Source organism: Streptomyces sp. NPDC047022, from assembly GCF_040644155.1.
Classification (GTDB): Bacteria; Actinomycetota; Actinomycetes; order Streptomycetales; family Streptomycetaceae; genus Streptomyces.
Genome location: NZ_JBEYVV010000056.1, coordinates 1 through 20,620, shown reverse-complemented (window position 1 = coordinate 20,620; position 20,620 = coordinate 1). Strand labels below are relative to the sequence as shown.

Here is a 20,620-nt window from a genome sequence, read left to right as displayed (position 1 = left end):
CGCGCTGCGGCGTCTGCCGGAGGCCCAGCGGACCGCGATCGTGCTGCACCACCTGTGCGATCTGAGCGTGGAGCAGATAGCCACCGAGACCGGCGTGGCCCTAGGCACCGTGAAGGCACGTCTGTCACGCGGCCGTTCGGCACTTGCCGCTCACCTGGTGAGCGAGGAACCCCACCCGACGGAGAAAACCAGTGTCTGACCAGCCGCCACCGCACGCCCTGACCGGGACAGAGCTGTCCGCCCGGCTCCGAGGCCTGGCCGCGCTCAGCGCGGCACCGACCCCTGCGACGGGGGCACAGGTCAGAAGCCGAGGTGTACGCCGCCGACGCGGCCGACGCGTCGTACTCTCCACCGCCACGCTGGCGGCAGCGGCCTTCAGCGCCGTCACCTCCGGCGCGCTCGGCTCTCCCGCCGTGTTCCACACCCCCCAACTCGCCTCGTCCCCGGCGCCCGTTCAGCTGGTGACCGTCGACCTGGACTCCCACACACTGACCATCGAGGGCCGGAGGTTCCCCATCAGCGCGCCGCAGGAAAACTGCCCGATCGGCGAGACTACGGTCACGGTCACCGCCAAGTACCCCACCGTGAAAGTCCCCCACGGCATTACCGGTACCCGTACGGACTCGAGGCAGTGGGCGGTCACCTTCACCGATCGCAGTTACCACCAGCGGCTCCTGATGTGGGCGCTGGACCCCGCCGCCGGTCTCAAGGCCATCGGCAGCGACGCCGGCCCCGGCTTCATTGCCCTCGCACCCGAAGACGGGAAGTGGGTGTACGACGCCATCAAGCCCGGCGCACGTGTGGAGATCAAGGGCCGACAGGCCAAGAGCGCGGACCCGCGCTGCGCGGACCGCCGACCGATCACCGGTGACCGCTGATGCCGAACCACCGACATGCCGCGTCCGGGAAGAGGGAACCGGGCGCGCACAAGGCGTCCGCCCCGAGGCGTCGGCCACCGACCGGGCGCCGTCGGCCACCGACCGGGCGCCGCCGGCCACCGACCGGGCGCCGCCGGGGCCGCGTCGCGGGACGTCCTCGCCCGGTGTGGATACCGTCCCTCCTGGCCTGCCTGCTCCTGCTGGCGGCCATCGTCTACGCCGGAGCCACACTGTCCGGCTCGCTCGTGGAGGCGGCGAAGACCGCGAAGGCCGCGAAGGCCGCGAAGACTGAGCAAACCGAGCAAGCTGAGAAGCCTGCGAAGAGCGCGAGGCCCCGGGCCTCCGCCGAGACCGCCACGATCCCCACGCCACCGCCCACGCGGGACAGCCGTCCGGCCGCCTCGCCGGGCACCCCGTCGGCATCGCCCGCCCACATCGCCGTACCCCGGTCGGGGCCCGGCACCTTCACCACCGCTCGGTCCTCGGGCGCGGTGGTCGGCGGCAGCGGCCCGCTGCACCGCTACGAGGTGCAGGTGGAGGACGGTGTGGACATCCGTCCCGAGAAGGCGGCCGCCGAGATCCAGACCATGCTGGCCGACCCGCGCAGTTGGGCGGCACACGGGAAGGGCCGCTTCCAACTGGTCGCCGCCCATGCCGACGTCATCATCAAGATCGCCACTCCGGCCACCACGGACCGGCTGTGCGCCTCTGCCGGGGGCACCCACGGGGAGCTGAACTGCGAGGTCTCCGGGGGTGTGATCGTCAACCTGAAGCGGTGGGTGACAGGCTCACCCGAGTACAACGGACCACCGGCCGAGTACCGCAACCTGATCATCAATCACGAGATCGGCCACCTGCTCGGATACGGCCACATGGACTGCCCCGGCCCCGGCCGGGCCGCCCCCGCCATGATGCAGCAGATCAAGGGCCTGCACGGCTGCAAGTCCAACGCCTGGCCCTACACGAAGGACGGGACCTTCATCGACGGTCCCCCGGTGCCCTGACGGCCGAGGTCCGCCGATCCGAAGTCTCGGCCCGGTTCTGCTGCGCAGCGAGGGCTCGGGGCGGCGGATCGTACGAGAAGGGGCGGTCCGGACACGGGATCCGGACCGCCCCGAAGGGATCTCAGGCAGCGCGCCGCCGCGCCGTGTCAGCCGTCAGTGGTGGCTTGCCTTCGCGAGGGCGGGCACGAAGCGGAGGGCGTCCAGGGTGCCCACACCGGTGGCCATGTCGTAGCCGTTGACGGCGGTGTAGCCGGTGACGCCCTGGTAGCTGTTGTTGGTGCCGTCGTTCACGTCCACGATGCCGGTGCTCTTGTCGTGGTGGGTGGAGCGCTTGTACAGGCTGTAGAGCGCGTCGTGGATGTCGCCCACCCGGTGGCCGGCCGCCTGGTCCGCGAGGGCGATGATGCCCGCGAAGAGCGGGCTGGCCTCGCTGGTGCCGCCGGTGACGTCCCAGCCGGTGGCGGTCGGGTCGTAGCTGGAGTAGATCCAGGCCCCGCCGTTGACCGCGGCGGCCATCGAGATGTCCGGAGTGCCGCGGCGGCTGCCGACGGCCTTGCTCACACCGTTCTGGTAGGAGGGACGGGTGAACACGTGGGACTGGCCGCCGCCGCCCGAGCCGTAGTCGTTGTAGACGCTGTCCGGCTTGGTGCGCTGGCCCTTGTCGTTCAGGTGGAGCTGCGTGCCGCCGATGGAGGTGACCAGCGGGTCCGAGGAGGGCCAGGAGTTGACGCGCTCCTTGTAGTAACCCTTGCCGTCCGCCGTGTTGTCGGTCGCGCCGCCGTCACCCGAGGAGGCGAGGACGGTCACGTTGTGGGCCTTGGCGTCCTTGAAGGCGTACCGCAGGTTCTCGATGCTGGAGACGTGGTTGCCCTTGCCGAAGCCGGGGAAGGTGTTCTCGGTGGCGCCGAAGCTCTGGCTGATGACGTCGCCGACCCCGTGGTTGATCAGGTACTGCTCGGCCTTCATCATCTCCGGGAGACCGGTGGTGCCCTCGGTCTCGGCGACGGCCGTCTCCACCAGGACGATCTTGGCGTCGGGCGCCACGGCGTGGGCCATCTCGACGTCCAGCGTGGACTCGCCCGCCCAGCCGGTCATGTCGGTGTTCTTGGGGTCGAAGACGGGGACCTTGCCCCACTTGACCACCTGCACCTTGGTGCTGCGCAGACCGAACTGCTTGCTGTAGACATCGAGGTCGTGCTGGATGGTCGGGGAGCCGAAGGAGTCGACGATGACGATCGTCCGCCCCTTGCCGGTGATGCCCTTTCTGTACAGCGCGTTCAGGTTGTACGCGTTGCGGTACTGCAGCGGGTTGTAGCAGTTGATCTTCCACTTGGCCTGGCACTGCGCGCTGGTGAGCGGGCTGCTCACGCTGTGCGCCAGGGTGTTCCCGGCGAGGGCCGGGACGGCCGCGGTGTGCGGCACGGAGGCGTGGGCCGCGGCGGTGTCGGTCAGCGGGGCCGCCGCCAGCGCGGCGACGACGAGCGCGGCCGTGGCGGCGGACGCCGCGAGGCCCTTCCCGGAGCGGGCTATGTGCATGTTTCCCCCAGAGTGGTCGGAGTCGCACGAGTGGTCTACGCGCATCTCATCTAGTGGGTCATGCACAGGACAAGGTTATTGAACTGTCGATTCCGAATCCTTTACCCAAATTGCACCTGGAGCTAAGGGATACGTGGCCGGCACTCCTGTGGACACGGCGGACCGCCTCCGCCGAGGAACCTCCTTCCGGACGCGGCTTGCCTGCGTCATCTCCCATGCTGCGCCCGTACGAGTGTTCGTGCGCGGACGCGGCGAAGGGCCCCGGCGTGTGCCGGAGCCCCTCGGTGGTCGTGCCGGGTGTTCGGTTGTGCCGTCAGGCGGCCCGCCCTGTCGTGCGGCGGCTCGTGCAGTGCGCCGTCAGCCGCACTGGCACGGGGCGCCCGACTGGCACCCGCACCCGCACCCGGAACCGCAGCCGCACGCGCCGAGCAACGGGATGCTCTTGATCTCGACGGGCTGCTGGGTCTCGCGCTCCTGCGTGGGATCGGGCGTGCTGGGGGTTTCGGCCATGGGTCCCTCCTCGAGACTGGTGCCTGTGCTCATTTCATGCCCCGGTTGACAGGCGCATCAACGGCGCACGGATGCTTGTGCACACCCGTCCGGACACCTTCGAGCCCCCCGGACTCAAGCCCGAGGCCGGTGCCGGGCACATCCCGGCCGGCCCAGGACCGATGCCGGTCCCCGTACCGGATCAGGCGCCCTCGACGCCCGTCACCGACTGGATGTCGCCCTGGATCTCGTCCGCGTGCTCGCCCGTCACCAGGTAGACCACACGCTTGGCCACGGAGACCGCGTGGTCGGCATAGCGCTCGTAGTAGCGGCCCAGCAGGGTGACGTCCACGGCGGTCTCTATGCCGTGCTGCCAGCGGTCGTCGATCAGGTGCTGGAAGAGGGTGCGGTGCAGGAGGTCCATCTCGTCGTCGTCCTGTTCCAGCTGGAGGGCCAGGTCGACGTCCTTGGTGACGATCACTTCCGCGGCCTTCGCCATCAGACGCTGCGCGAGCTGCCCCATCTCCAGGATGGTCGCGTACAGGTCCTGCGGGACGGCGCGCTCCGGGAAGCGCAGCCGGGCCTGCTTCGCGACGTGCTGGGCCAGGTCGCCCGCGCGCTCCAGGTCGGCGCTCATCCGCAGCGACGTCACGACGATGCGCAGGTCCGTCGCCACCGGCTGCTGACGGGCGAGGAGGGCTATGGCGCGCGCCTCCAGGTCGTGCTGCAGGTCGTCGACCTTCGCGTCGGCCTCGATCACGGCCTCCGCGAGCTTCAGGTCGGCGTCGAGGATGGCCGTCGTGGCGCGCCCGATCGCCGACCCGACAAGGCGGGCCATCTCGACCAGGCCCTCGCCGATCGAGTCAAGTTCCTCGTGGTACGCGTCCCGCATCAGGGTTCCCTCTCTTACGTCTGCTTCGTGGGTCGGGGGCCGGGGCCGGGACCCGTATTCGCCATCGCGAACGCGGCGAGACACGGCGGGCTCGGCGCCCTGAGCGCCCCACGCTCCCACGTTCTGGCTTGTACGCGACCGTTTCCGACATCTCAAATGAATCAATACTGGCCCCAAGGTGAACTCTGAGCGACGAGTGTTCGAGGTCGCACCTCGATGGCTGTGGGACAGGGTGAGAACGTGCCTAACCTGGGAGCATGGACGTGAACGCGGCGGTTGCCGCAGCGGCAGCGATCGCCGGGGTACTCACCGGTGTCATCGCCATGCTGGCGTTCCGCTGGAGCGAGCGCGACCAGAAGCGCCCCACCCGCACCTCCCTGCACACCGACCCCGTGCTCCCGCCGGGCGTCGACACGGTGCTGTCCGTGCTCCGGTCCTCGGCCGTCGTCCTGGACGAGGCCGACGCCGTGGTGAAGGCCAGCTCGGCGGCGTACGCCCTGGGGCTCGTACGCGGCGGCAAGCTCGCCGTCGAGCCGATGCTCCAGATGGCACGCGACACCCGGAGGGACGGCGAGATACGCCAGGTCGAGCTGGACCTGCCGCGCCGCGGCACCGGACGCGGGGAGGCGCTCGCCGTCTCCGCCCGGGTCGCGCCGCTGGGCTCCCGGCTGGTGCTGCTGCTGGTCGAGGACCTCACCGAGGCCCGCCGCATAGAGGCGGTGCGCCGGGACTTCGTGGCCAACGTCAGCCATGAGCTGAAGACGCCTGTGGGTGCCCTCTCACTGCTCTCCGAGGCCGTCATGGACGCCTCCGACGACCCCGAGGCCGTGGAGCGCTTCGCGGGCCGGATGCAGATCGAGGCGACCCGCCTGACCAACCTCGTGCAGGAGCTCATCGACCTGTCGCGGGTGCAGAACGACGACCCCCTCGAGGACGCCGAACCCGTACGCGTCGACGAGCTGGTCGCCGAGGCCATCGACCGCTGCCGCCACCAGGCCGGCACCAAGCAGATCACGATGGCCGCGGGCGGCACCGCCGACCTGCATGTGTGGGGCAACCGCGGCCAGCTGGCCGCCGCCCTCGGCAATCTCGTGGAGAACGCCGTCAACTACTCTCCCGCCCGCACCCGCGTCGGCATCGCCGGCCGCCGGGTGTCCGCTCCCGGCGGGGACATGATCGAGCTTGCCGTGACCGACCAGGGCATCGGCATCTCCGACAAGGACAAGGAGCGCATCTTCGAGCGCTTCTACCGCGTCGACCCGGCCCGTTCCCGTGCCACAGGCGGTACGGGCCTCGGTCTCGCGATCGTCAAGCACGTGGCCGCCTCGCACGGCGGAGAGGTCACGGTGTGGAGCTCCGAGGGTCAGGGCTCCACCTTCACCCTGCGGCTGCCGGAGGCGGGTGCAGCCCGTGACCGCGCGACCGATCATCCGTCCGACCTCGAAGACGAGGACGGCCGGCCCGACGGGACGACCACCGTCTCATCCCCGTACGAACCGCTTCCCGCCCCGGAGGTCCTTCCGTGACCCGAGTGCTCGTCGTCGAGGACGAGGAGTCCTTCTCCGACGCCTTGTCCTACATGCTCCGCAAGGAGGGCTTCGAGGTCGCCATCGCGGCCACCGGGCCCGATGGTCTCGACGAGTTCGAGCGCAACGGCGCCGATCTCGTCCTGCTCGACCTGATGCTGCCCGGTCTGCCCGGCACGGAGGTCTGCCGCCAGCTGCGCGGCCGCTCCAACGTCCCGGTGATCATGGTGACCGCCAAGGACAGCGAGATCGACAAGGTGGTCGGGCTGGAAATAGGGGCCGACGACTACGTCACCAAGCCGTTCTCCTCGCGTGAGCTGGTCGCCCGCATCCGGGCCGTCCTGCGCCGCCGCGGCGAGCCGGAGGAGGTGACGCCGGCGGCGCTGGAGGCCGGTCCGGTGCGCATGGACGTCGACCGCCACGTGGTCACGGTCTCCGGCTCGAAGGTCGACCTGCCGCTGAAGGAGTTCGACCTCCTGGAGATGCTGCTGCGCAACGCGGGCCGCGTCCTGACCCGTATGCAGCTCATCGACCGCGTCTGGGGCGCCGACTACGTGGGCGACACCAAGACCCTCGACGTCCACGTCAAGCGCCTGCGCGCCAAGATCGAGCCGGACCCGGGCGCACCGCGCTACCTGGTGACGGTCCGCGGCCTCGGCTACAAGTTCGAGCCGTAAACCGACCCCGGCACAACACGGAGGGCGGCACCCGCAAGGATGCCGCCCTCCACGCATACGCGCCCCGACAGCCACGCGAGGAACCACACAACCAACCACGACGCACCGCCCCGTGCCTGATGGGGCCGCAGGGAACCGCGCAAAACCCCACGACGAACACACAGCCGACGACGTACCGGGCCGTGGCTGATGGGGGCGCGGGGAACCGCGCGAAATCCCTCGACGGACGCGCAGTCGACGACGTACGGGGCCGTGCCGACGGGGGCGCGGGGAACCGCGCAAAACCGCACGACGGACGCGCAGTCGACGACGTACCGGGCCGTGGCTGATGGGGGCGCGGGGAACTGCGCGAAATCCCTCGACGGACGCGCAGTCGACGACGTACGGGGCCGTGCCGACAGGGGCGCGGGGAACTGCGCGAAATCCCTCGACGGACGCGCAGTCGACGACGTACGGGGCCGTGCCGACAGGGGCGCGGGGAACCGCGCAAAAACCCTCGACGGACGCGCAGTCGACGACATAGCGAGCCAAAAGAGGGCGCGGGGAACCGCGCGAAAACCGCACAGCACCCCGCGCAAAGACCTTACTGCCCGGTAGAGCTCGACCCGCTCGCGGTCGACCCCACCTCAGGCGACCCCGAAGCCGACTTCGCAGGCTTCGACGGCTTGGCCCCATGCGCCCCCGCACCCGCACGCGCACCAACCGTGGACATCGGGCTGGCCGTGCCGGTGGCAGCAGGCGCCGACGGAATGTTGCTCGGCCCCCACTTCGTGAAGTAGCTCTCGGCCGGGACGACGAACGCCCCCAGGTCGACCGCACCGGTCTTGCTGAACGTGAAGGTGACCTTCTGCACGTTGCCGTCCTTGACGGCGTCACCCGGGCTGCTCAGCGTGGCGGCGGCATTGCCCTTGCCGCCGATGACGACGGAGCCGAGCGCCGGAATGGTGATCTTGCCGCCACCCTTGGCCGCCGCGAGCTCGGCGTTGCCGGCACCCTCGACGCTGATCGAGTCCAGCGTCTGGGGGGTCTGGCCGGCGTTGAAGATGGTCGCCGAGAGCACTGCCGGCCCGGAGGGCTGGGAGTTGGGCTGGGTGATGACGAGCGCGTTCTGGATCTTGATGTCGCCCACGCTGGTCGCCGCGTTGTCCGGCTTGATCTCAAGCGTCTGGGCGTTGTTGCCGGCACCGCACGCGGCGAGCGAGGCGATCGAGAACGCAATGGCGGCGGCGGCGAGGGCGCCGCGTCGAAGGCTGCTGCTCACGGCGGCGGCAACTCCTTGAACGTGGGCGGAGCAGGACGGCGCTCTTATAAAGCCGCCCTAAGTGTCTGTCAGCGGCCATAGGTTACCGAGCCGTTCCCCGGCCGCCGCACCCGACCCTCCCCAAGCCCTCCACCTTCCCTCGAGCAGGGGTCACCCGCAGCCGTCCCGTCCTCTCCCGGCGCCTCCCCTGCACCTGCGTCACACGCGCCCCACCAGCAGCTTCGGTCTCGGCGCAGTTCAACATTGACTTAAGCGCCTCCCGTAACCCGCCACACTCCCGTAAGCGGCCGTAAGGCCCGTATGTGCCACCAGTCCCGGGAGGGGGATTTCTCGTAAGGAATGCATGGCGGTACCGAAAATCGATCACCGGCACGACAAGGCGGAGATCGTCATGAGGCTTGATCAATTCAGGATTCGTCCCGGACTCGCCTCCTGTCACCGAACGGAGTAGCGGAAGTCGAGTGCTTGAGGGTGGACAAACAGGGTCATTTCGGGCATGGTCGAGGGTTGCCGGTGTGTGGAGGCTCCGTGTGTCACCCCGCCCGTGCAGTTGCTCCCACCTGCGAATATCCTGTTCCGCTCCCCTCCCGAAGCACGTTCCTGTTGCGGTTGTCAAGCCCCGAGATATGCCCTGACCTGCGAAAACGCCATTCAGAGGACGCGGTTTTCGTGTTACCCTGGATAGCCACGGAAGGGGTACCTGTCACATGACGTTCAAGGTTGGCGACACCGTGGTCTATCCCCATCACGGGGCCGCGCTGATCGAGGCCATCGAAACTCGCCAGATCAAAGGCGTGGACAAGACCTACTTGGTGCTGAAGGTCGCCCAGGGCGATCTGACGGTGCGTGTGCCAGCGGACAATGCGGAGTTCGTCGGCGTGCGTGATGTGGTCGGTCAGGACGGGCTGGACCGGGTCTTCGAGGTGCTGCGCGCACCGTACGCCGAGGAGCCCACGAACTGGTCGCGTCGTTACAAGGCAAATCTCGAGAAGCTCGCCTCGGGCGATGTCATCAAGGTCGCGGAAGTCGTGCGTGACCTGTGGCGTCGCGAGCGCGAGCGCGGACTGTCCGCGGGTGAGAAGCGGATGCTCGCCAAGGCCCGGCAGATCCTGGTCAGCGAGCTCGCCCTCGCGGAGAACACGAACGAGGACAAGGCCGAGGCTCTGCTCGACGAGGTCCTCGCGTCCTGACGCCCATGCCCCACCGCTGCACTCCCGGCCGGGAGTGCGACGGACGGACCGGCGACCAGTGCGTATGAATATGCCGCGGTGCCCGATGACGCAATAGCTGTCGCCGGGCACTGCGGCATGTTCATGCCCGAATTCCGCGGCGTGAAACCTTGCCGAAAGCCAGGTGAAGCCGCGCGGAACGCTAAGTCACGCGGAAAAGGCGGAGGAGCCCCGCCGAATGCCCGACGCGCTCTTGCAACGCGACAACGCGCGCCCTGCGTGGCTACAGCACGTGTCTTGCACCGCGGGAAATCCCCCCACTGGGGAAGCCCCCATACTGGGCGTGCCGGGCCCGGGCAGTCGGCTCGACCATCGGTCACGGAAGGGTCCGGTCAAGGCGTCGTGCCCGGCACTCCCCCAGCCAGCGGCCGGGGGTACCCCCAAGGCCATACCCATTCCGGCCGAGCATACAAACCTGACAGGAACCGATGTCTGACGATTCGCGCCCTTCGCCCACCGGAGTCCGTACGGCCGTCGTGATCCCGGCCGCCGGAAGAGGTGTACGCCTCGGCCCGGGCGCCCCCAAGGCGCTCCGCACGCTGAACGGCACGCCCATGCTGATCCACGCGGTGCGCGCGATGGCCGCTTCCCGTGCCGTCTCGCTCGTGATCGTCGTCGCCCCGTCGGACGGCGCCGCCGAGGTCAAATCGCTGCTCGACGCGCACGCGCTGCCCGAGAGGACCGACATCCTTGTCGTGCCCGGCGGCGACACCCGCCAGGAGTCGGTCAGACTGGGCCTCGACGCGCTGCCGCCCGAGTACGGGATCGTCCTGGTCCATGACGCGGCCCGCCCGCTCGTGCCGGTGGACACGGTGGACGCGGTCATCGAGGCGGTACTGGAGGGCGCTCCGGCCGTCGTACCGGCCCTGCCGCTCGCGGACACCGTGAAGGAGGTCGAGCCGGCCGGCGCCTCCGGGCCCGAGCCCGTCCTCGCCACGCCGGACCGCTCCCGGCTGCGCGCCGTGCAGACCCCCCAGGGCTTCGACCGGGCGACGCTGATCCGGGCCCACGAAACCGTGACGGACAACGTCACGGACGACGCGAGCATGGTCGAGCAGCTCGGACTCCAGGTCGTGGCGGTCCCTGGCCACGAGGAGGCCTTCAAGGTCACCCGGCCGCTGGACCTAGTCCTGGCGGAGGCCGTCCTGGCCCGCAGGAGGCTCACCGATGGCTTCTGACACGCCGCTGCTGCCCCAGGTGGGCATCGGTACCGACATCCACGCCTTCGAAGAGGGCCGGGAGCTGTGGTGCGCGGGACTGAAGTGGGAGGGCGAGGGCCCGGGACTCGCGGGCCACTCGGACGCGGACGTCGTCGCCCACGCCGCGTGCAACGCGCTGTTCTCGGCCGCCGGGCTCGGCGACCTCGGGCAGCACTTCGGCACCGGGCGGCCCGAGTGGTCCGGAGCGTCCGGGGTCGTGCTGCTGACGGAGGCCGCGCGGATCGTCCGTGAGGCGGGGTTCACGATCGGAAACGTCGCGGTCCAGGTGATCGGGCCCCGACCGAAGATCGGCAAGCGCCGCGAGGAGGCGCAGAAGATCCTCTCCGAGGCGGCTGGTGCGCCGGTCTCCGTGTCCGGCGCGACCACGGACGGCCTCGGTTTCCCGGGGCGGGACGAGGGGCTGATGGCGGTCGCGACGGCGCTGGTGGTTCGGGCGGCCTGAAGCGGGGGCGCTGCCGCTGGGCCGGCGTACGGATTCGCGCAGTTCCCCGCGCCCCTTTTGGGGCACCCCTGGTGCGTCGTCGGCTGAGGGCCGCCGTGGCCGATCGCGCAGTTCCCCGCGCCCCCATCGAGCGGACATCGGCACGTGGCGCACTGCGGGTCCGCCGTGGCTGGTCGCGCAGTTCCCCGCGCCCCTTTCGGGGGGGCACGGTGCGTGGTGGTCTGCGGGTGTGTCGTGGTTGGTCGCGCAGTTCCTCGCGCCCGTGTCGGGGCGGTTTGTAGGAGGTGTTGCCGTGTGGGTGCGGAACCCGCCGTGGGCCCGCGCCGATAGGGGCGCGGGGAACTGCGCAAAAACGTACAGCGGGCCCGCAGGGCGCCACGCGTGGGTACCCGGAGAGTCACGAGTGACCCAGGCCCCAGTCCCCGGAGGTACCGAATGTCCGCCGCCGCACTGTCCGACCGGCTCAAGGCCCTGTTCGACACCCCGGTCTTCGTCGTCGTAGGTACCGTCCAGCCCGACGGCAGCCCGCAACTCTCCCCGGTGTGGGCCGCGAGGGACGGCGATCACGTCCTCATCTCCACGACAGCCGACCGGCGCAAGAAGAAGAACCTGGACCGCGACCCACGGGTGACCGTCGTGGTCCAGGACCCCGCCTCGCCGTACGAGTACGCGGAGATCCGCGGCACCGCGGAGATGACCACGGAGGGGGGAGCCGAACTCATCGACAAGCTGTCGCTGAAGTACACCGGCAGGAAGTACGCCGAGTTCAATCCGGCCTCGGCGCAGGACGCCGAGCGCGTGGTGGTGCGGGTCGTGCCGCGGAAGGTGGTCGGCAGCCTGTGAATGCCCGACCTATGGCCCCAAAGGGCGTGAGGCACCCCCCACGGCCCACTACCCTGGACCCGTGACTATTCGCCTGTACGACACCAGCGCCCGGCAGATCCGTGACTTCACCCCGCTCAAGCCGGGCTGCGTCTCGATCTACCTGTGTGGTGCCACCGTGCAGGCCGCACCCCACATCGGGCACATCCGCTCGGGCCTCAACTTCGACATCATGCGCCGCTGGTTCGCGTACCGCGGCTATGACGTGACGTTCATCCGCAACGTCACGGACATCGACGACAAGATCATCACCAAGTCGGCCGAGCAGGGCCGCCCCTGGTGGGCGATCGGGTACGACAACGAGCGCGCCTTCAACGACGGCTACGGCGTCCTCGGCTGCCTCCCGCCGACGTACGAGCCCCGGGCCACCGGCCATGTGACCGAGATGGTCGAGATGATGCGCACGCTCATCGAGCGCGGGCACGCCTACGAGGCCGACGGGAACGTGTACTTCGACGTCCGTTCCTTCCCCGGCTATCTCGAACTCTCCAACCAGGAGCTGGAGAACCTCCTCCAGCCCTCCGCCGAGGGCGAGACCGGCAAGCGGGACCCGCGCGACTTCGCCATGTGGAAGGCCGTCAAGCCGGGCGAGCCCTCCTGGGAGACGCCCTGGGGCCGCGGACGGCCCGGCTGGCACCTGGAGTGCTCGGCCATGGCCCACAAGTACCTGGGCTCCGCCTTCGACATCCACGGCGGCGGCATCGACCTGATCTTCCCGCACCACGAGAACGAGATCGCCCAGGCCAAGGCCTTCGGCGACGAGTTCGCCCGCTACTGGGTGCACAACGCGTGGGTCACCATGAGCGGCGAGAAGATGTCCAAGTCGCTCGGCAACTCCGTGCTGATCTCAGAGATGGTAAAGCGGTGGCGTCCCATCGTGCTCCGCTACTACCTCGGCACCCCGCACTACCGCTCGATGATCGAGTACAGCGAGGACGCCCTGCGCGAGGCCGAGTCCGCGTTCGCGCGCATCGAAGGCTTCATGCAGCGTGTCGTGGAGAAGGCGGGCGGGGTCGTGGAGCCCGCCGACGAGGTGCCGCCCGCGTTCGCCGAGGCGATGGACGACGACCTGGGCGTGCCAGGGGCCCTCGCCATCGTGCACACCACCGTCCGGCAGGGCAACAGCGCGCTGGCCGCGGACGACAAGGAGGCCGCCGTGGCGCGGCTCGCCGAGGTGCGGGCCATGCTCGGCGTCCTGGGTCTCGACCCGCTCGACCCCCGGTGGGCGGGCGAGGGCGACCGCGGCGGCGATCTGCACGGAGTCGTCGACAGTCTGGTGGGGATGGTGCTCCAGCAGCGCGAGTCCGCCCGTGCCCGCAAGGACTGGGCCACCGCGGACGCCATCCGGGACCAGCTGAGCCAGTCCGGACTCGTCATCGAGGACAGCCCCGAGGGCCCGCGCTGGACGCTCGGCCCGCGCTGAGCGGGGCGCCCATCCGGTCGCCGGGCCGGTCGTACGGCCGGTGACCGGACCCCGCGGGTCCGGCCCCGGTCCCTCGCCGATCCGATGATCGATTGTGCCGCCCGGCCTTCCGGGCGGCACACTTCATAGACGACAGACGTATGTACGAGGCTCTACGGCGCTTCACGTATGTACGACGCTTCAACAGACAGGTAGGTCATGGCCGCGAACAACCGCCGCATGTCCGGCAAGAAGGGCGCGCAGGTCGGCAGCGGCGGCAAGCGACGCCGGGCCCTGGAGGGCAAGGGACCGACTCCGCCCGCCGAGATGCGCAAGGGGCACGTCAAACAGCGTGCCGCCCAGGCGCAGGCGCGCCGTGCCCAGGGGGCACGGCCCCAGCGCCGTACGGGCGGGAAGTCGTCGTCCGAGCTGGTCGTCGGCCGTAACCCGGTGTTCGAGGCGCTCCGCGGGGGCGTGCCGGCCACCACGCTCTACGTCCAGCAGTTCATCGACAACGACGAGCGGGTGCGTGAGGCGCTCCAGCTCGCGGCCGAGCGCGGCAACATCAACCTCATGGAGGCCCCGCGCCCCGAGCTGGACCGCATGACGAACGGCCTCAACCACCAGGGGCTCGTCCTCCAGGTCCCGCCGTACGAGTACGCCCACCCCGAGGACCTGGCCGAAGCCGCGTACGACGAGCACGAGGACCCGCTGATCGTCGCCCTCGACGGGGTGACCGACCCGCGCAACCTGGGTGCCGTCGTCCGGTCCGTCTCCGCCTTCGGCGGCCACGGGGTCGTCGTGCCGGAGCGGCGCGCGGCCGGGATGACGGCCGGCGCGTGGAAGACGTCCGCCGGTACGGCCGCCCGGACGCCCGTCGCGCGGGCCACCAACCTGACGCGCGCCCTGGAGGCGTACAAGAAGTCCGGGATCACGGTCGTCGGACTGGCCGCCGACGGAGAGGCCGAGCTCGGCGAGCTCGACGCTCTTCAGGGGCCGGTCGTCATCGTCGTCGGCAGCGAGGGCAAGGGCCTGTCGCGGCTGGTCGGGGAGACGTGCGACGTCCGGGTGCGGATCCCGATGCCGGGTGGCGCCGAGTCGCTCAACGCCGGTGTGGCGGCGGGCATCGTGCTCTACGAGGCGGCCCGCAGGCGGGCCTGAGGCTCAGGGTCCGGGCGCCTGAACGGGCGTCCGGTCCGTCACTCGTACGGGGGTATCTGGTCGTTGAGGGCGAGCTTGACGGGGTCCGGACAGATCCGCGCCGTCACGGCAGTGTCCTAATCACACGTCACTCGGTTAGATGAGTGTGGAGACCAGAACGCCCCGCACACCCACGGGGGACCGATCGTCGGGATTCGACGACACTCCCGTGCTGAGCATGATGAAGGTGCCGAGCGACCCGGCGCAGGTCATCGTCAATCACGCGAGTTTCCGCGTGCAGCTGGGCGGGTCGGCGCGGCGTGCCCAGCAGCCGCGGTTCGTACGGCACATGACCGCCCCGCAGGGCCTGCCGCGCATGCCCGCTGCCGGAGCCGGAATCGGTGTCGCTGCCGGTGCCGGTGCCGGTGCCGGTGCCGCGAGCGGAGCCGCCGCCGGGGCCCGTCGCCGCCCCGTCGTCTGGAGCGGCAAGTCCGAGCCCGACGACACTGGCGCCCACCGGTTGCTCCAGGCCGTGCGGAGTTCCAGCGTGCGCCACAGCGAGGAGCCGGCCGGGGGGGACGGGGGCGCGACCCAGGTCATCCCCCGTGTCGGATTCGGCGGACGGCCGGGGGCCGGGGGCTACGACGGCGGGGACTACGGCGAGACCAGACTGCTGCCGCACATGCGGAGCGCCACCGGCGCGTACGACACACCCGCCTACGGGGGACCGGCCTACGAGGGCACCGGGTACGACGCTCCGGGTCACGGCGCCGACCGGGCCTACGGCGATCCTGCCTACCACCTCGAACCCTCCTACGAGGCTTACGAGCCCTACGAGGCTTACGAGGTCCCCGAGGAAGCCAGGTTCGCCAACGGGGCCGGAGTGCCCGGGCCGCGGTCCAGGCGGCACGGCGGCGACCCTGTGCGCCACGCGTACTACCCGGGCCGCCGGATGAACCTCGGTGTGGTGCTGCTGCCGCTGCGCATCTTCCTCGGCTCCATCTCGGCCTACGCGGGAATGGGCAAGCTCTGCGACCCCCTCTACTTCGACGGGGGCAAGCGCGGCTCGATGGTCACCTGGCTCAACACGCTGCACCCCTGGCACGTCGCCGAGCCGCTGCGGCAGTTCGCGCTGCACCACCCCGTCGGCGCCGGTCTGGCCGCCGCCTTCCTCCAGGTGATCGTCGGCGTGCTCACGGTCTTCGGCCTGTGGCAGAGGGTCGTGGCCCTGCTCGGGGCGCTGCTGTCGGCGGCCCTGATCGTCACCGTGAGCTGGCGTACGTCAGCCGCGTACGACGCGCCCGACATCATCTACCTGGCCGCCTGGTCGCCGCTGATCATCGCCGGTGCGCCGGTGTACTCCGTGGACGGCCGTCTCGCGGGCAGTGCATGGCGCAAGCTGGGACCGCGTGCGGAGATCTGGGCGCTGCGGCGGTACGTACTGCGTCGCGGTGCGCTGGTGACGGCACTCGTGACCGGCACGACGCTGCTGGTCGGGTCGCTGCTGGGTGGCGCGGTGCGGGAGGCGGGCAGCGTGGTCGTTCCCGGCCCCGGTGACGCGCCGCGGAACGAACTGCCGGGCCAGACGCTGCCCGGGACGCCGAGCGAGCGGCAGCACCGCCAGAGCCCCTCGGCCTCGCACACCCCGGCGTCGACGCAGGGCACGGGATCGTCGCCGTCGAGCGGGGCGAGGACACCGGGCGTGCCCGGCGAGACCGGCACCGTCCCGGGCAGCCGGCCGAGCCAGACGCAGGGCACCGTGGGCCAGATGCCCCCGCGCCATTCCGCCCCGGCGCAGCAGGCCCCGAGCACCAGCGCGGGCCCGTCGTCCTCGGGCGGCAGCGACACGGGCGGCCCCTCGGGCAGCGCCGGCAGCGCCGGGGGCACGACCGGCGGCCACGGCGGACGTCATGGCGGAGGCCACGGCTCAGGAGGCCAGGGCCACTTGGTCGGCGGACTGCTGGGGTAACCGGCGGCGGGCTTGCGAAGGGGGCCTCGTACACCCAGGTGTACGAGGCCCCCTTCGTGTATGCGGAGAGGCGTACGGGAGAGGCACGCGGAGAGACGCGAGGAAAGCCTTCGCGCTCCAAGCGCGCAGGACCGCGGCGGGGGGCCTCAGCGCCCCAGCGCGGCCAGCTCCTTGGCGGCCTCCGTGAGGTCCTTCGCCGTGTCGATGGCCCGCCAGTACGCGCCCTGGGGGATCGGGAAGCCGGCCAGGCGGCGCTCCCGGGCCAGGCGGGGGAAGGTGGTGCGTTCGTGGTCACCGCGTTCGGGAAGCATCTCGGCGAAACCGGCCGAGAACACGTAGACGCCCGCGTTGATCTCGAACGTCGACGGCGGGGCCTCGATGAAGTCGGTGACGTGGCCGAAGCCGTCCGTCTTGACGGCGCCCCAGGGGATACGGGGACGGGCCAGCGCGAGGGTGGCCACGGCGTCGCGCTCGGTGTGGAAGTCGGCCATCTCGCGCAGCGAGAACCGGGTCCAGATGTCGCCGTTCGTCGCGTACCACGGCTTGTCGGGGTGGGGGAGGTGCGCGGCGGCGTACCGCAGACCGCCGCCGCGGCCGAGCGGTTCGGTCTCGACGACCGTCGTCACCTGCATGGGCAGGTCGGCCGTCTCCAGCCACTTCTGCAGGACCTCGGCCAGATGGCCGCAGGAGACCACGACGTCCGTGACGCCCTCCTCGGCCAGCCACGTGAGCTGGTGCCCGATGATCGGGGTTCCGGTGCCGGGGATCTCCACCATCGGCTTGGGCCGGTCATCTGTGTACGGACGCAGTCGTGAGCCCTGGCCACCGGCCAGGATGACGGCTTGGACGGGGCGCGCGGCGGCGTTCGGATCGGTCATGACCGAACTGTACGTCGGGCGCCCCGCCCGAACCCCGGGCGGGCGGGGCCTCAGCCGCGCGCGGCGACACCCGAGGCGAAGGAGGTGTCGCAGACCGGACGGGCGTAGGACTGGGCTCGCGAGGGGCCGTAGACACGGACGGCGGCACGGCCCAGCGCGCGGGCGATGGCCGCGCAGTGCCTCGCCAGCGAGGGGCGGCCGTTGACGGCCTGCTGGAGGTGGGTGAGCACGACGCCCGGGTTCTTGTCCTGGAGCTCCAGCAGGAGCCTGTCGCGCAGCACGTCCTGCGGGGCGCGTGAGGAGGCGCGGGTGGAGACCTCTTGGGAGGACGCGGCGAGCACCGAGTTCGAAGGCGCCCCCGACCAGTTGACGCGGGTGACCGCCAGGGTCCCGGACAGCACCAGGACGACGGGCAGTACGAGGGCGAGGGTGCGGCCGATCCGGCGTGCGGGGCCACGGCCGTGCCGTGTCCGTGGAGTAGTGGAGTGCTTCACGCGAGTGAGGGTAGCGCGGGGTAGTGATTTGGCGACATTTCGTCACCGGTTCGAGGGACGGGAAGCGGTGATTTCCGGATGGGGGGTTGACGTGACTCCCCAAAATGCCCCGCATTTCCGGCAATTCGGGACGATGGCCGAGGTTCGGTAACGGCGGCCGACCACGACGAGGGCCCCGCGGCGAGCGAACTGCTCGCCGCGGGGCCCTCATCGGCGTCCTGTGCGCACCCGGTCGCACCGTTCCCGGCGCGGACCTCGGCGTCAGTCGGAGAGGCGCTCGCCCGTCGAGGTCGAGAACACATGGATCTCGCCCGGCCGCGGCACGACGTGCAACTGTGCCCCCTTCTCGGGGACTTGGCGGCCCGGCACGCGGACGACCAGGTCCTTGGACTCGCTGCCGACCTCGGCGGTGCCGTAGACGTAACCGTCGGCGCCGAGCTCCTCGACGACGTTCACGGAGACGGCGAGGCCGGCCGGGGCGTCATCGGCGTCCTTGGACAGGGACGTGGCGGCGGCGCCGTTCAGCTCGACCACGTCGAAGTGCTCGGGCCGGACGCCGACGGTGACCGTGCGGTCACCCTTGTCGGTGGCGGCCTGGAGGGCTTCGCGGCTGACCGGCACGACGCTGTTGCCGAACTTCACGCCGCCGTCGGTGATCGGCACCTCGACCAGGTTCATGGCCGGGGAGCCGATGAAGCCCGCGACGAAGAGGTTGGCCGGACGGTCGTACATGTTCCGCGGGGAGTCCACCTGCTGCAGGAGGCCGTCCTTGAGCACGGCCACGCGGTCGCCCATCGTCATGGCCTCGACCTGGTCGTGGGTGACGTAGACGGTGGTGATGCCGAGACGGCGCTGGAGGGACGCGATCTGCGTACGGGTGGAGACACGGAGCTTGGCGTCGAGGTTGGACAGCGGCTCGTCCATGAGGAACACCTGCGGCTCGCGCACGATGGCACGGCCCATGGCCACACGCTGGCGCTGACCGCCGGACAGGGCCTTCGGCTTGCGGTCCAGGTACTCGGTGAGGTCGAGGATCTTCGCGGCCTCCTCGACCTTCCTGCGGATCTCCGCCTTGCCGACACCGGCGATCTTGAGCGCGAAGCCCATGTTGTCGGCGACCGACATGTGCGGGTAGAGCGCGTAGTTCTGGAACACCATGGCGATGTCCCGGTCCTTGGGCGGCAGGTGTGTGACATCGCGGTCACCGATGCGGATGGCACCGGCGTTCACGTCCTCGAGCCCCGCCAGCATGCGGAGCGAGGTGGACTTGCCGCAGCCGGACGGGCCGACCAGGACGAGGAACTCCCCGTCCTCGATCTGGATGTCGAGCGCGTCAACCGCGGGCTTCTCGGAACCCGGATAGATCCGGGTCGCCTTGTCGAACGAGACAGTGGCCATGGTGAATGGGCCCCCTTCACCGGCAGGAACGTGCCGGACGATCCGTTGTAAAGGTGGTCGCCACTACGGGATTCCGTTGTGGTGCAGTCCACGCGAGTGAACTGGCTCAGGACCGTACCTGCCGTTCACCTGCCCTGTCAGTACCTGGAGCCCCGTGAACTTCACGAGAATTCTGGCCGGGGCCGGGCCCGGACATGGGTAGACTGCTCGAGCACGCATATGCATGCCTCCTTAGCTCAGCTGGTCAGAGCGCCGCTCTTGTAAAGCGAAGGTCGTCGGTTCGAATCCGACAGGGGGCTCCCACGCTGAACAGCACGAACGCCCCGGCCGAAGATCGGTCCGGGGCGTTCGACATCCACGGGTGACATCAGCCCGTGTGGTCACTCACGATCGAGACGCCGCCTGAGCAGGCGGTCCATATGGCTGATGGCCTCGCGCTGCGTGTCCGACGTCACGTGCGTGTAGACGTCCATCGTGATGCTGATCTGGCCGTGACCCAGGATCTCCATCACCACACTGGGCGCCACACCGGCCGCGGTGAGGAGCGTGGCGCAGCCGTGCCGGGCGTCATGCAGACGGATGCGCCGAAGGCCGGCGGCGGCCGTGATGCGGAAGAACGACCGATTGATGTTCTGCGGGTCGATCGGACGGCCGGTGCGGGTGGTGAAGACGTACGAGGACGGGGACAGCTCGCGGCGGGGGACCTTCGGGGCCTCCACGAGCGAGGCGGCGTTCCTCGTCACCACCTCCTCCCGGCAGGCAGCGGTGAGGGCGGTCCTCAGCACGCGGTGTGCCTCCTTGGCCGTGGCAGGAGTGGCCCGGCGGGACACCTCGGCGACCAAGGCCCGCACAAGGCGAGGCCGCAGTGCCTCCAGGCTCTTGGAGCCGAGCAGCGGCACGAGGTACAGACGCACGTGAATGGCGTACTTGTTGTACGTCGTCCGCTTGCGGTTGGGCTTGATGAAGTGGTCCAGCCAGTACGGCAGCCACTCCGCGAGCTTGGCCGATCTTCGTACAGTCGCGCGCTCCACCTTGCCTAGTCCTACAGGCTGGTTTGACGATGATGCGGCCTCTTGGCCGAACCTGCTGCTGTGTCTGGGTGAAGGGGGCCTTGCGGCGCACGGGCAGCGGCGCGGGAGGGGGCTTTGCTCCCAGTGTCCGGGACATGGACGAGGGGGTCGTCTGGGCTCCGGCGGTCCCTGCACTTCAAGGAGTCTCAATGACGAAGTCAAGCCGTTTGCGTGACCGGCGGGGCGGAGGTGAACGTCCTTCCGTCACGCAGCAGCGCCCACAACACGTTCGC

At 70.2% G+C, this 20,620-nt stretch carries 20 protein-coding genes and 1 tRNA gene; 13 read left to right on the top strand and 8 right to left on the bottom strand.

What is annotated here, in order from left to right; all coding sequences use genetic code 11:
* The 3 genes from ABZ845_RS30765 to ABZ845_RS30755 form a co-directional block, all read left to right on the top strand.
* Positions 1 to 199, top strand: a 199-nt coding sequence (locus ABZ845_RS30765; protein WP_360986413.1) for a sigma factor-like helix-turn-helix DNA-binding protein, incomplete at its 5' end; no start/stop codon positions are given.
* Positions 192 to 878 (top strand): hypothetical protein, encoded by a 687-nt coding sequence (locus tag ABZ845_RS30760; protein WP_360986410.1) that lies wholly within the window; start codon positions 192 to 194, stop codon positions 876 to 878. The genes ABZ845_RS30765 and ABZ845_RS30760, both read left to right, overlap by 8 nt.
* A gap of 164 nt (positions 879 to 1,042) precedes the next feature.
* The gene (locus ABZ845_RS30755) at positions 1,043 to 1,882 is read left to right on the top strand and encodes a DUF3152 domain-containing protein (protein WP_360986407.1); all 840 of its coding nucleotides are present in this window, start codon (positions 1,043 to 1,045) and stop codon (positions 1,880 to 1,882) included.
* A gap of 153 nt (positions 1,883 to 2,035) precedes the next feature.
* Here the strand turns inward: ABZ845_RS30755 and ABZ845_RS30750 are convergent, their stop codons facing one another.
* The 3 genes from ABZ845_RS30750 to phoU all read right to left on the bottom strand — a co-directional run bounded on the left by ABZ845_RS30750 (position 2,036) and on the right by phoU (position 4,799).
* Positions 2,036 to 3,418: a S53 family peptidase gene (locus tag ABZ845_RS30750; protein WP_360986404.1), complete on the bottom strand. Its 1,383-nt coding sequence runs from the start codon at positions 3,416 to 3,418 to the stop codon at positions 2,036 to 2,038.
* Positions 3,419 to 3,775: 357 nt separating this feature from the next.
* A complete protein-coding gene (locus tag ABZ845_RS30745; RefSeq protein ID WP_360986401.1) occupies positions 3,776 to 3,928 on the bottom strand; it encodes a hypothetical protein in 153 nt (50 codons plus the stop codon).
* A 181-nt stretch (positions 3,929 to 4,109) separates the two neighbouring features.
* Complete coding sequence (phoU, locus tag ABZ845_RS30740) at positions 4,110 to 4,799, bottom strand: phosphate signaling complex protein PhoU (RefSeq protein WP_360986398.1); 690 nt, start codon at positions 4,797 to 4,799, stop codon at positions 4,110 to 4,112.
* 257 nt (positions 4,800 to 5,056) lie between these two features.
* Here phoU and ABZ845_RS30735 point away from each other — a divergent pair, with 257 nt between their 5' ends.
* Both ABZ845_RS30735 and ABZ845_RS30730 read left to right on the top strand, forming a co-directional pair.
* Entirely contained in the window at positions 5,057 to 6,325 is a 1,269-nt protein-coding gene (locus ABZ845_RS30735; protein WP_360986395.1) for an ATP-binding protein, read from the top strand.
* Positions 6,322 to 7,002, top strand: coding sequence for a response regulator transcription factor (locus ABZ845_RS30730; protein WP_007382946.1), 681 nt, complete (start codon positions 6,322 to 6,324; stop codon positions 7,000 to 7,002). The genes ABZ845_RS30735 and ABZ845_RS30730 overlap by 4 nt, the downstream gene beginning before the upstream one ends.
* Positions 7,003 to 7,585: 583 nt before the next feature.
* Here the strand turns inward: ABZ845_RS30730 and ABZ845_RS30725 are convergent.
* Entirely contained in the window at positions 7,586 to 8,263 is a 678-nt protein-coding gene (locus tag ABZ845_RS30725; RefSeq protein ID WP_360986392.1) for a DUF461 domain-containing protein, read from the bottom strand.
* Positions 8,264 to 8,970: 707 nt separating this feature from the next.
* Here ABZ845_RS30725 and ABZ845_RS30720 point away from each other — a divergent pair.
* The 7 genes from ABZ845_RS30720 to ABZ845_RS30690 all read left to right on the top strand — a co-directional run bounded on the left by ABZ845_RS30720 (position 8,971) and on the right by ABZ845_RS30690 (position 16,547).
* Positions 8,971 to 9,453, top strand: a complete 483-nt coding sequence (locus ABZ845_RS30720) for a CarD family transcriptional regulator (protein ID WP_003953493.1) — start codon at positions 8,971 to 8,973, stop codon at positions 9,451 to 9,453.
* 467 nt (positions 9,454 to 9,920) lie between these two features.
* Positions 9,921 to 10,670 (top strand): 2-C-methyl-D-erythritol 4-phosphate cytidylyltransferase, encoded by a 750-nt coding sequence (gene ispD, locus ABZ845_RS30715; RefSeq protein WP_360986389.1) that lies wholly within the window; start codon positions 9,921 to 9,923, stop codon positions 10,668 to 10,670.
* A complete protein-coding gene (gene ispF / locus ABZ845_RS30710; protein WP_360986386.1) occupies positions 10,660 to 11,154 on the top strand; it encodes a 2-C-methyl-D-erythritol 2,4-cyclodiphosphate synthase in 495 nt (164 codons plus the stop codon). The genes ispD and ispF overlap by 11 nt, the downstream gene beginning before the upstream one ends.
* A 435-nt stretch (positions 11,155 to 11,589) precedes the next feature.
* Positions 11,590 to 11,997, top strand: a complete 408-nt coding sequence (locus tag ABZ845_RS30705) for a PPOX class F420-dependent oxidoreductase (RefSeq protein WP_360986384.1) — start codon at positions 11,590 to 11,592, stop codon at positions 11,995 to 11,997.
* Positions 11,998 to 12,058: 61 nt separating this feature from the next.
* Positions 12,059 to 13,459, top strand: coding sequence for a cysteine--tRNA ligase (gene cysS / locus ABZ845_RS30700; RefSeq protein ID WP_360986380.1), 1,401 nt, complete (start codon positions 12,059 to 12,061; stop codon positions 13,457 to 13,459).
* A 198-nt stretch (positions 13,460 to 13,657) separates the two neighbouring features.
* Complete coding sequence (rlmB, locus tag ABZ845_RS30695) at positions 13,658 to 14,599, top strand: 23S rRNA (guanosine(2251)-2'-O)-methyltransferase RlmB (RefSeq protein WP_360986377.1); 942 nt, start codon at positions 13,658 to 13,660, stop codon at positions 14,597 to 14,599.
* A 139-nt stretch (positions 14,600 to 14,738) separates the two neighbouring features.
* A complete protein-coding gene (locus ABZ845_RS30690) occupies positions 14,739 to 16,547 on the top strand; it encodes a DoxX family protein (RefSeq protein ID WP_360986374.1) in 1,809 nt (602 codons plus the stop codon).
* 146 nt (positions 16,548 to 16,693) lie between these two features.
* Here ABZ845_RS30690 and ABZ845_RS30685 read toward each other — a convergent pair whose 3' ends face one another.
* The 3 genes from ABZ845_RS30685 to ugpC all read right to left on the bottom strand — a co-directional run bounded on the left by ABZ845_RS30685 (position 16,694) and on the right by ugpC (position 19,317).
* Positions 16,694 to 17,425 (bottom strand): nucleotidyltransferase family protein, encoded by a 732-nt coding sequence (locus ABZ845_RS30685; protein ID WP_360986372.1) that lies wholly within the window; start codon positions 17,423 to 17,425, stop codon positions 16,694 to 16,696.
* A 50-nt stretch (positions 17,426 to 17,475) separates the two neighbouring features.
* On the bottom strand, positions 17,476 to 17,919 hold the full coding sequence (locus ABZ845_RS30680; protein WP_360986369.1) for a hypothetical protein: 444 nt from the start codon (positions 17,917 to 17,919) through the stop codon (positions 17,476 to 17,478).
* A 261-nt stretch (positions 17,920 to 18,180) separates the two neighbouring features.
* Entirely contained in the window at positions 18,181 to 19,317 is a 1,137-nt protein-coding gene (ugpC, locus tag ABZ845_RS30675) for a sn-glycerol-3-phosphate ABC transporter ATP-binding protein UgpC (RefSeq protein ID WP_360986366.1), read from the bottom strand.
* Positions 19,318 to 19,542: 225 nt separating this feature from the next.
* Between ugpC and ABZ845_RS30670 the strand changes: the two genes are divergently transcribed.
* Positions 19,543 to 19,616, top strand: a tRNA-Thr gene (locus tag ABZ845_RS30670).
* Positions 19,617 to 19,697: 81 nt separating this feature from the next.
* Here ABZ845_RS30670 and ABZ845_RS30665 read toward each other — a convergent pair.
* Positions 19,698 to 20,348: a tyrosine-type recombinase/integrase gene (locus ABZ845_RS30665; protein ID WP_360986363.1), complete on the bottom strand. Its 651-nt coding sequence runs from the start codon at positions 20,346 to 20,348 to the stop codon at positions 19,698 to 19,700.
* Between the last annotated feature and the right edge of the window lie 272 nt (positions 20,349 to 20,620).

Bases quoted from the DNA above. Each gene is read 5' to 3' on its own strand.
- ABZ845_RS30705 (WP_360986384.1), top strand. From the start codon at position 11,590: ATGTCCGCCGCCGCACTGTCCGACCGGCTCAAGGCCCTGTTCGACACC.
- rlmB (WP_360986377.1), top strand. From the start codon at position 13,658: ATGGCCGCGAACAACCGCCGCATGTCCGGCAAGAAGGGCGCGCAGGTC.
- ispF (WP_360986386.1), top strand. From the start codon at position 10,660: ATGGCTTCTGACACGCCGCTGCTGCCCCAGGTGGGCATCGGTACCGAC.
- ABZ845_RS30690 (WP_360986374.1), top strand. From the start codon at position 14,739: ATGAGTGTGGAGACCAGAACGCCCCGCACACCCACGGGGGACCGATCG.
- ABZ845_RS30750 (WP_360986404.1), bottom strand. From the start codon at position 3,418: ATGCACATAGCCCGCTCCGGGAAGGGCCTCGCGGCGTCCGCCGCCACG.
- ABZ845_RS30685 (WP_360986372.1), bottom strand. From the start codon at position 17,425: ATGACCGATCCGAACGCCGCCGCGCGCCCCGTCCAAGCCGTCATCCTG.
- ABZ845_RS30720 (WP_003953493.1), top strand. From the start codon at position 8,971: ATGACGTTCAAGGTTGGCGACACCGTGGTCTATCCCCATCACGGGGCC.
- ABZ845_RS30735 (WP_360986395.1), top strand. From the start codon at position 5,057: ATGGACGTGAACGCGGCGGTTGCCGCAGCGGCAGCGATCGCCGGGGTA.
- ugpC (WP_360986366.1), bottom strand. From the start codon at position 19,317: ATGGCCACTGTCTCGTTCGACAAGGCGACCCGGATCTATCCGGGTTCC.
- phoU (WP_360986398.1), bottom strand. From the start codon at position 4,799: ATGCGGGACGCGTACCACGAGGAACTTGACTCGATCGGCGAGGGCCTG.
- ABZ845_RS30745 (WP_360986401.1), bottom strand. From the start codon at position 3,928: ATGGCCGAAACCCCCAGCACGCCCGATCCCACGCAGGAGCGCGAGACC.
- ispD (WP_360986389.1), top strand. From the start codon at position 9,921: ATGTCTGACGATTCGCGCCCTTCGCCCACCGGAGTCCGTACGGCCGTC.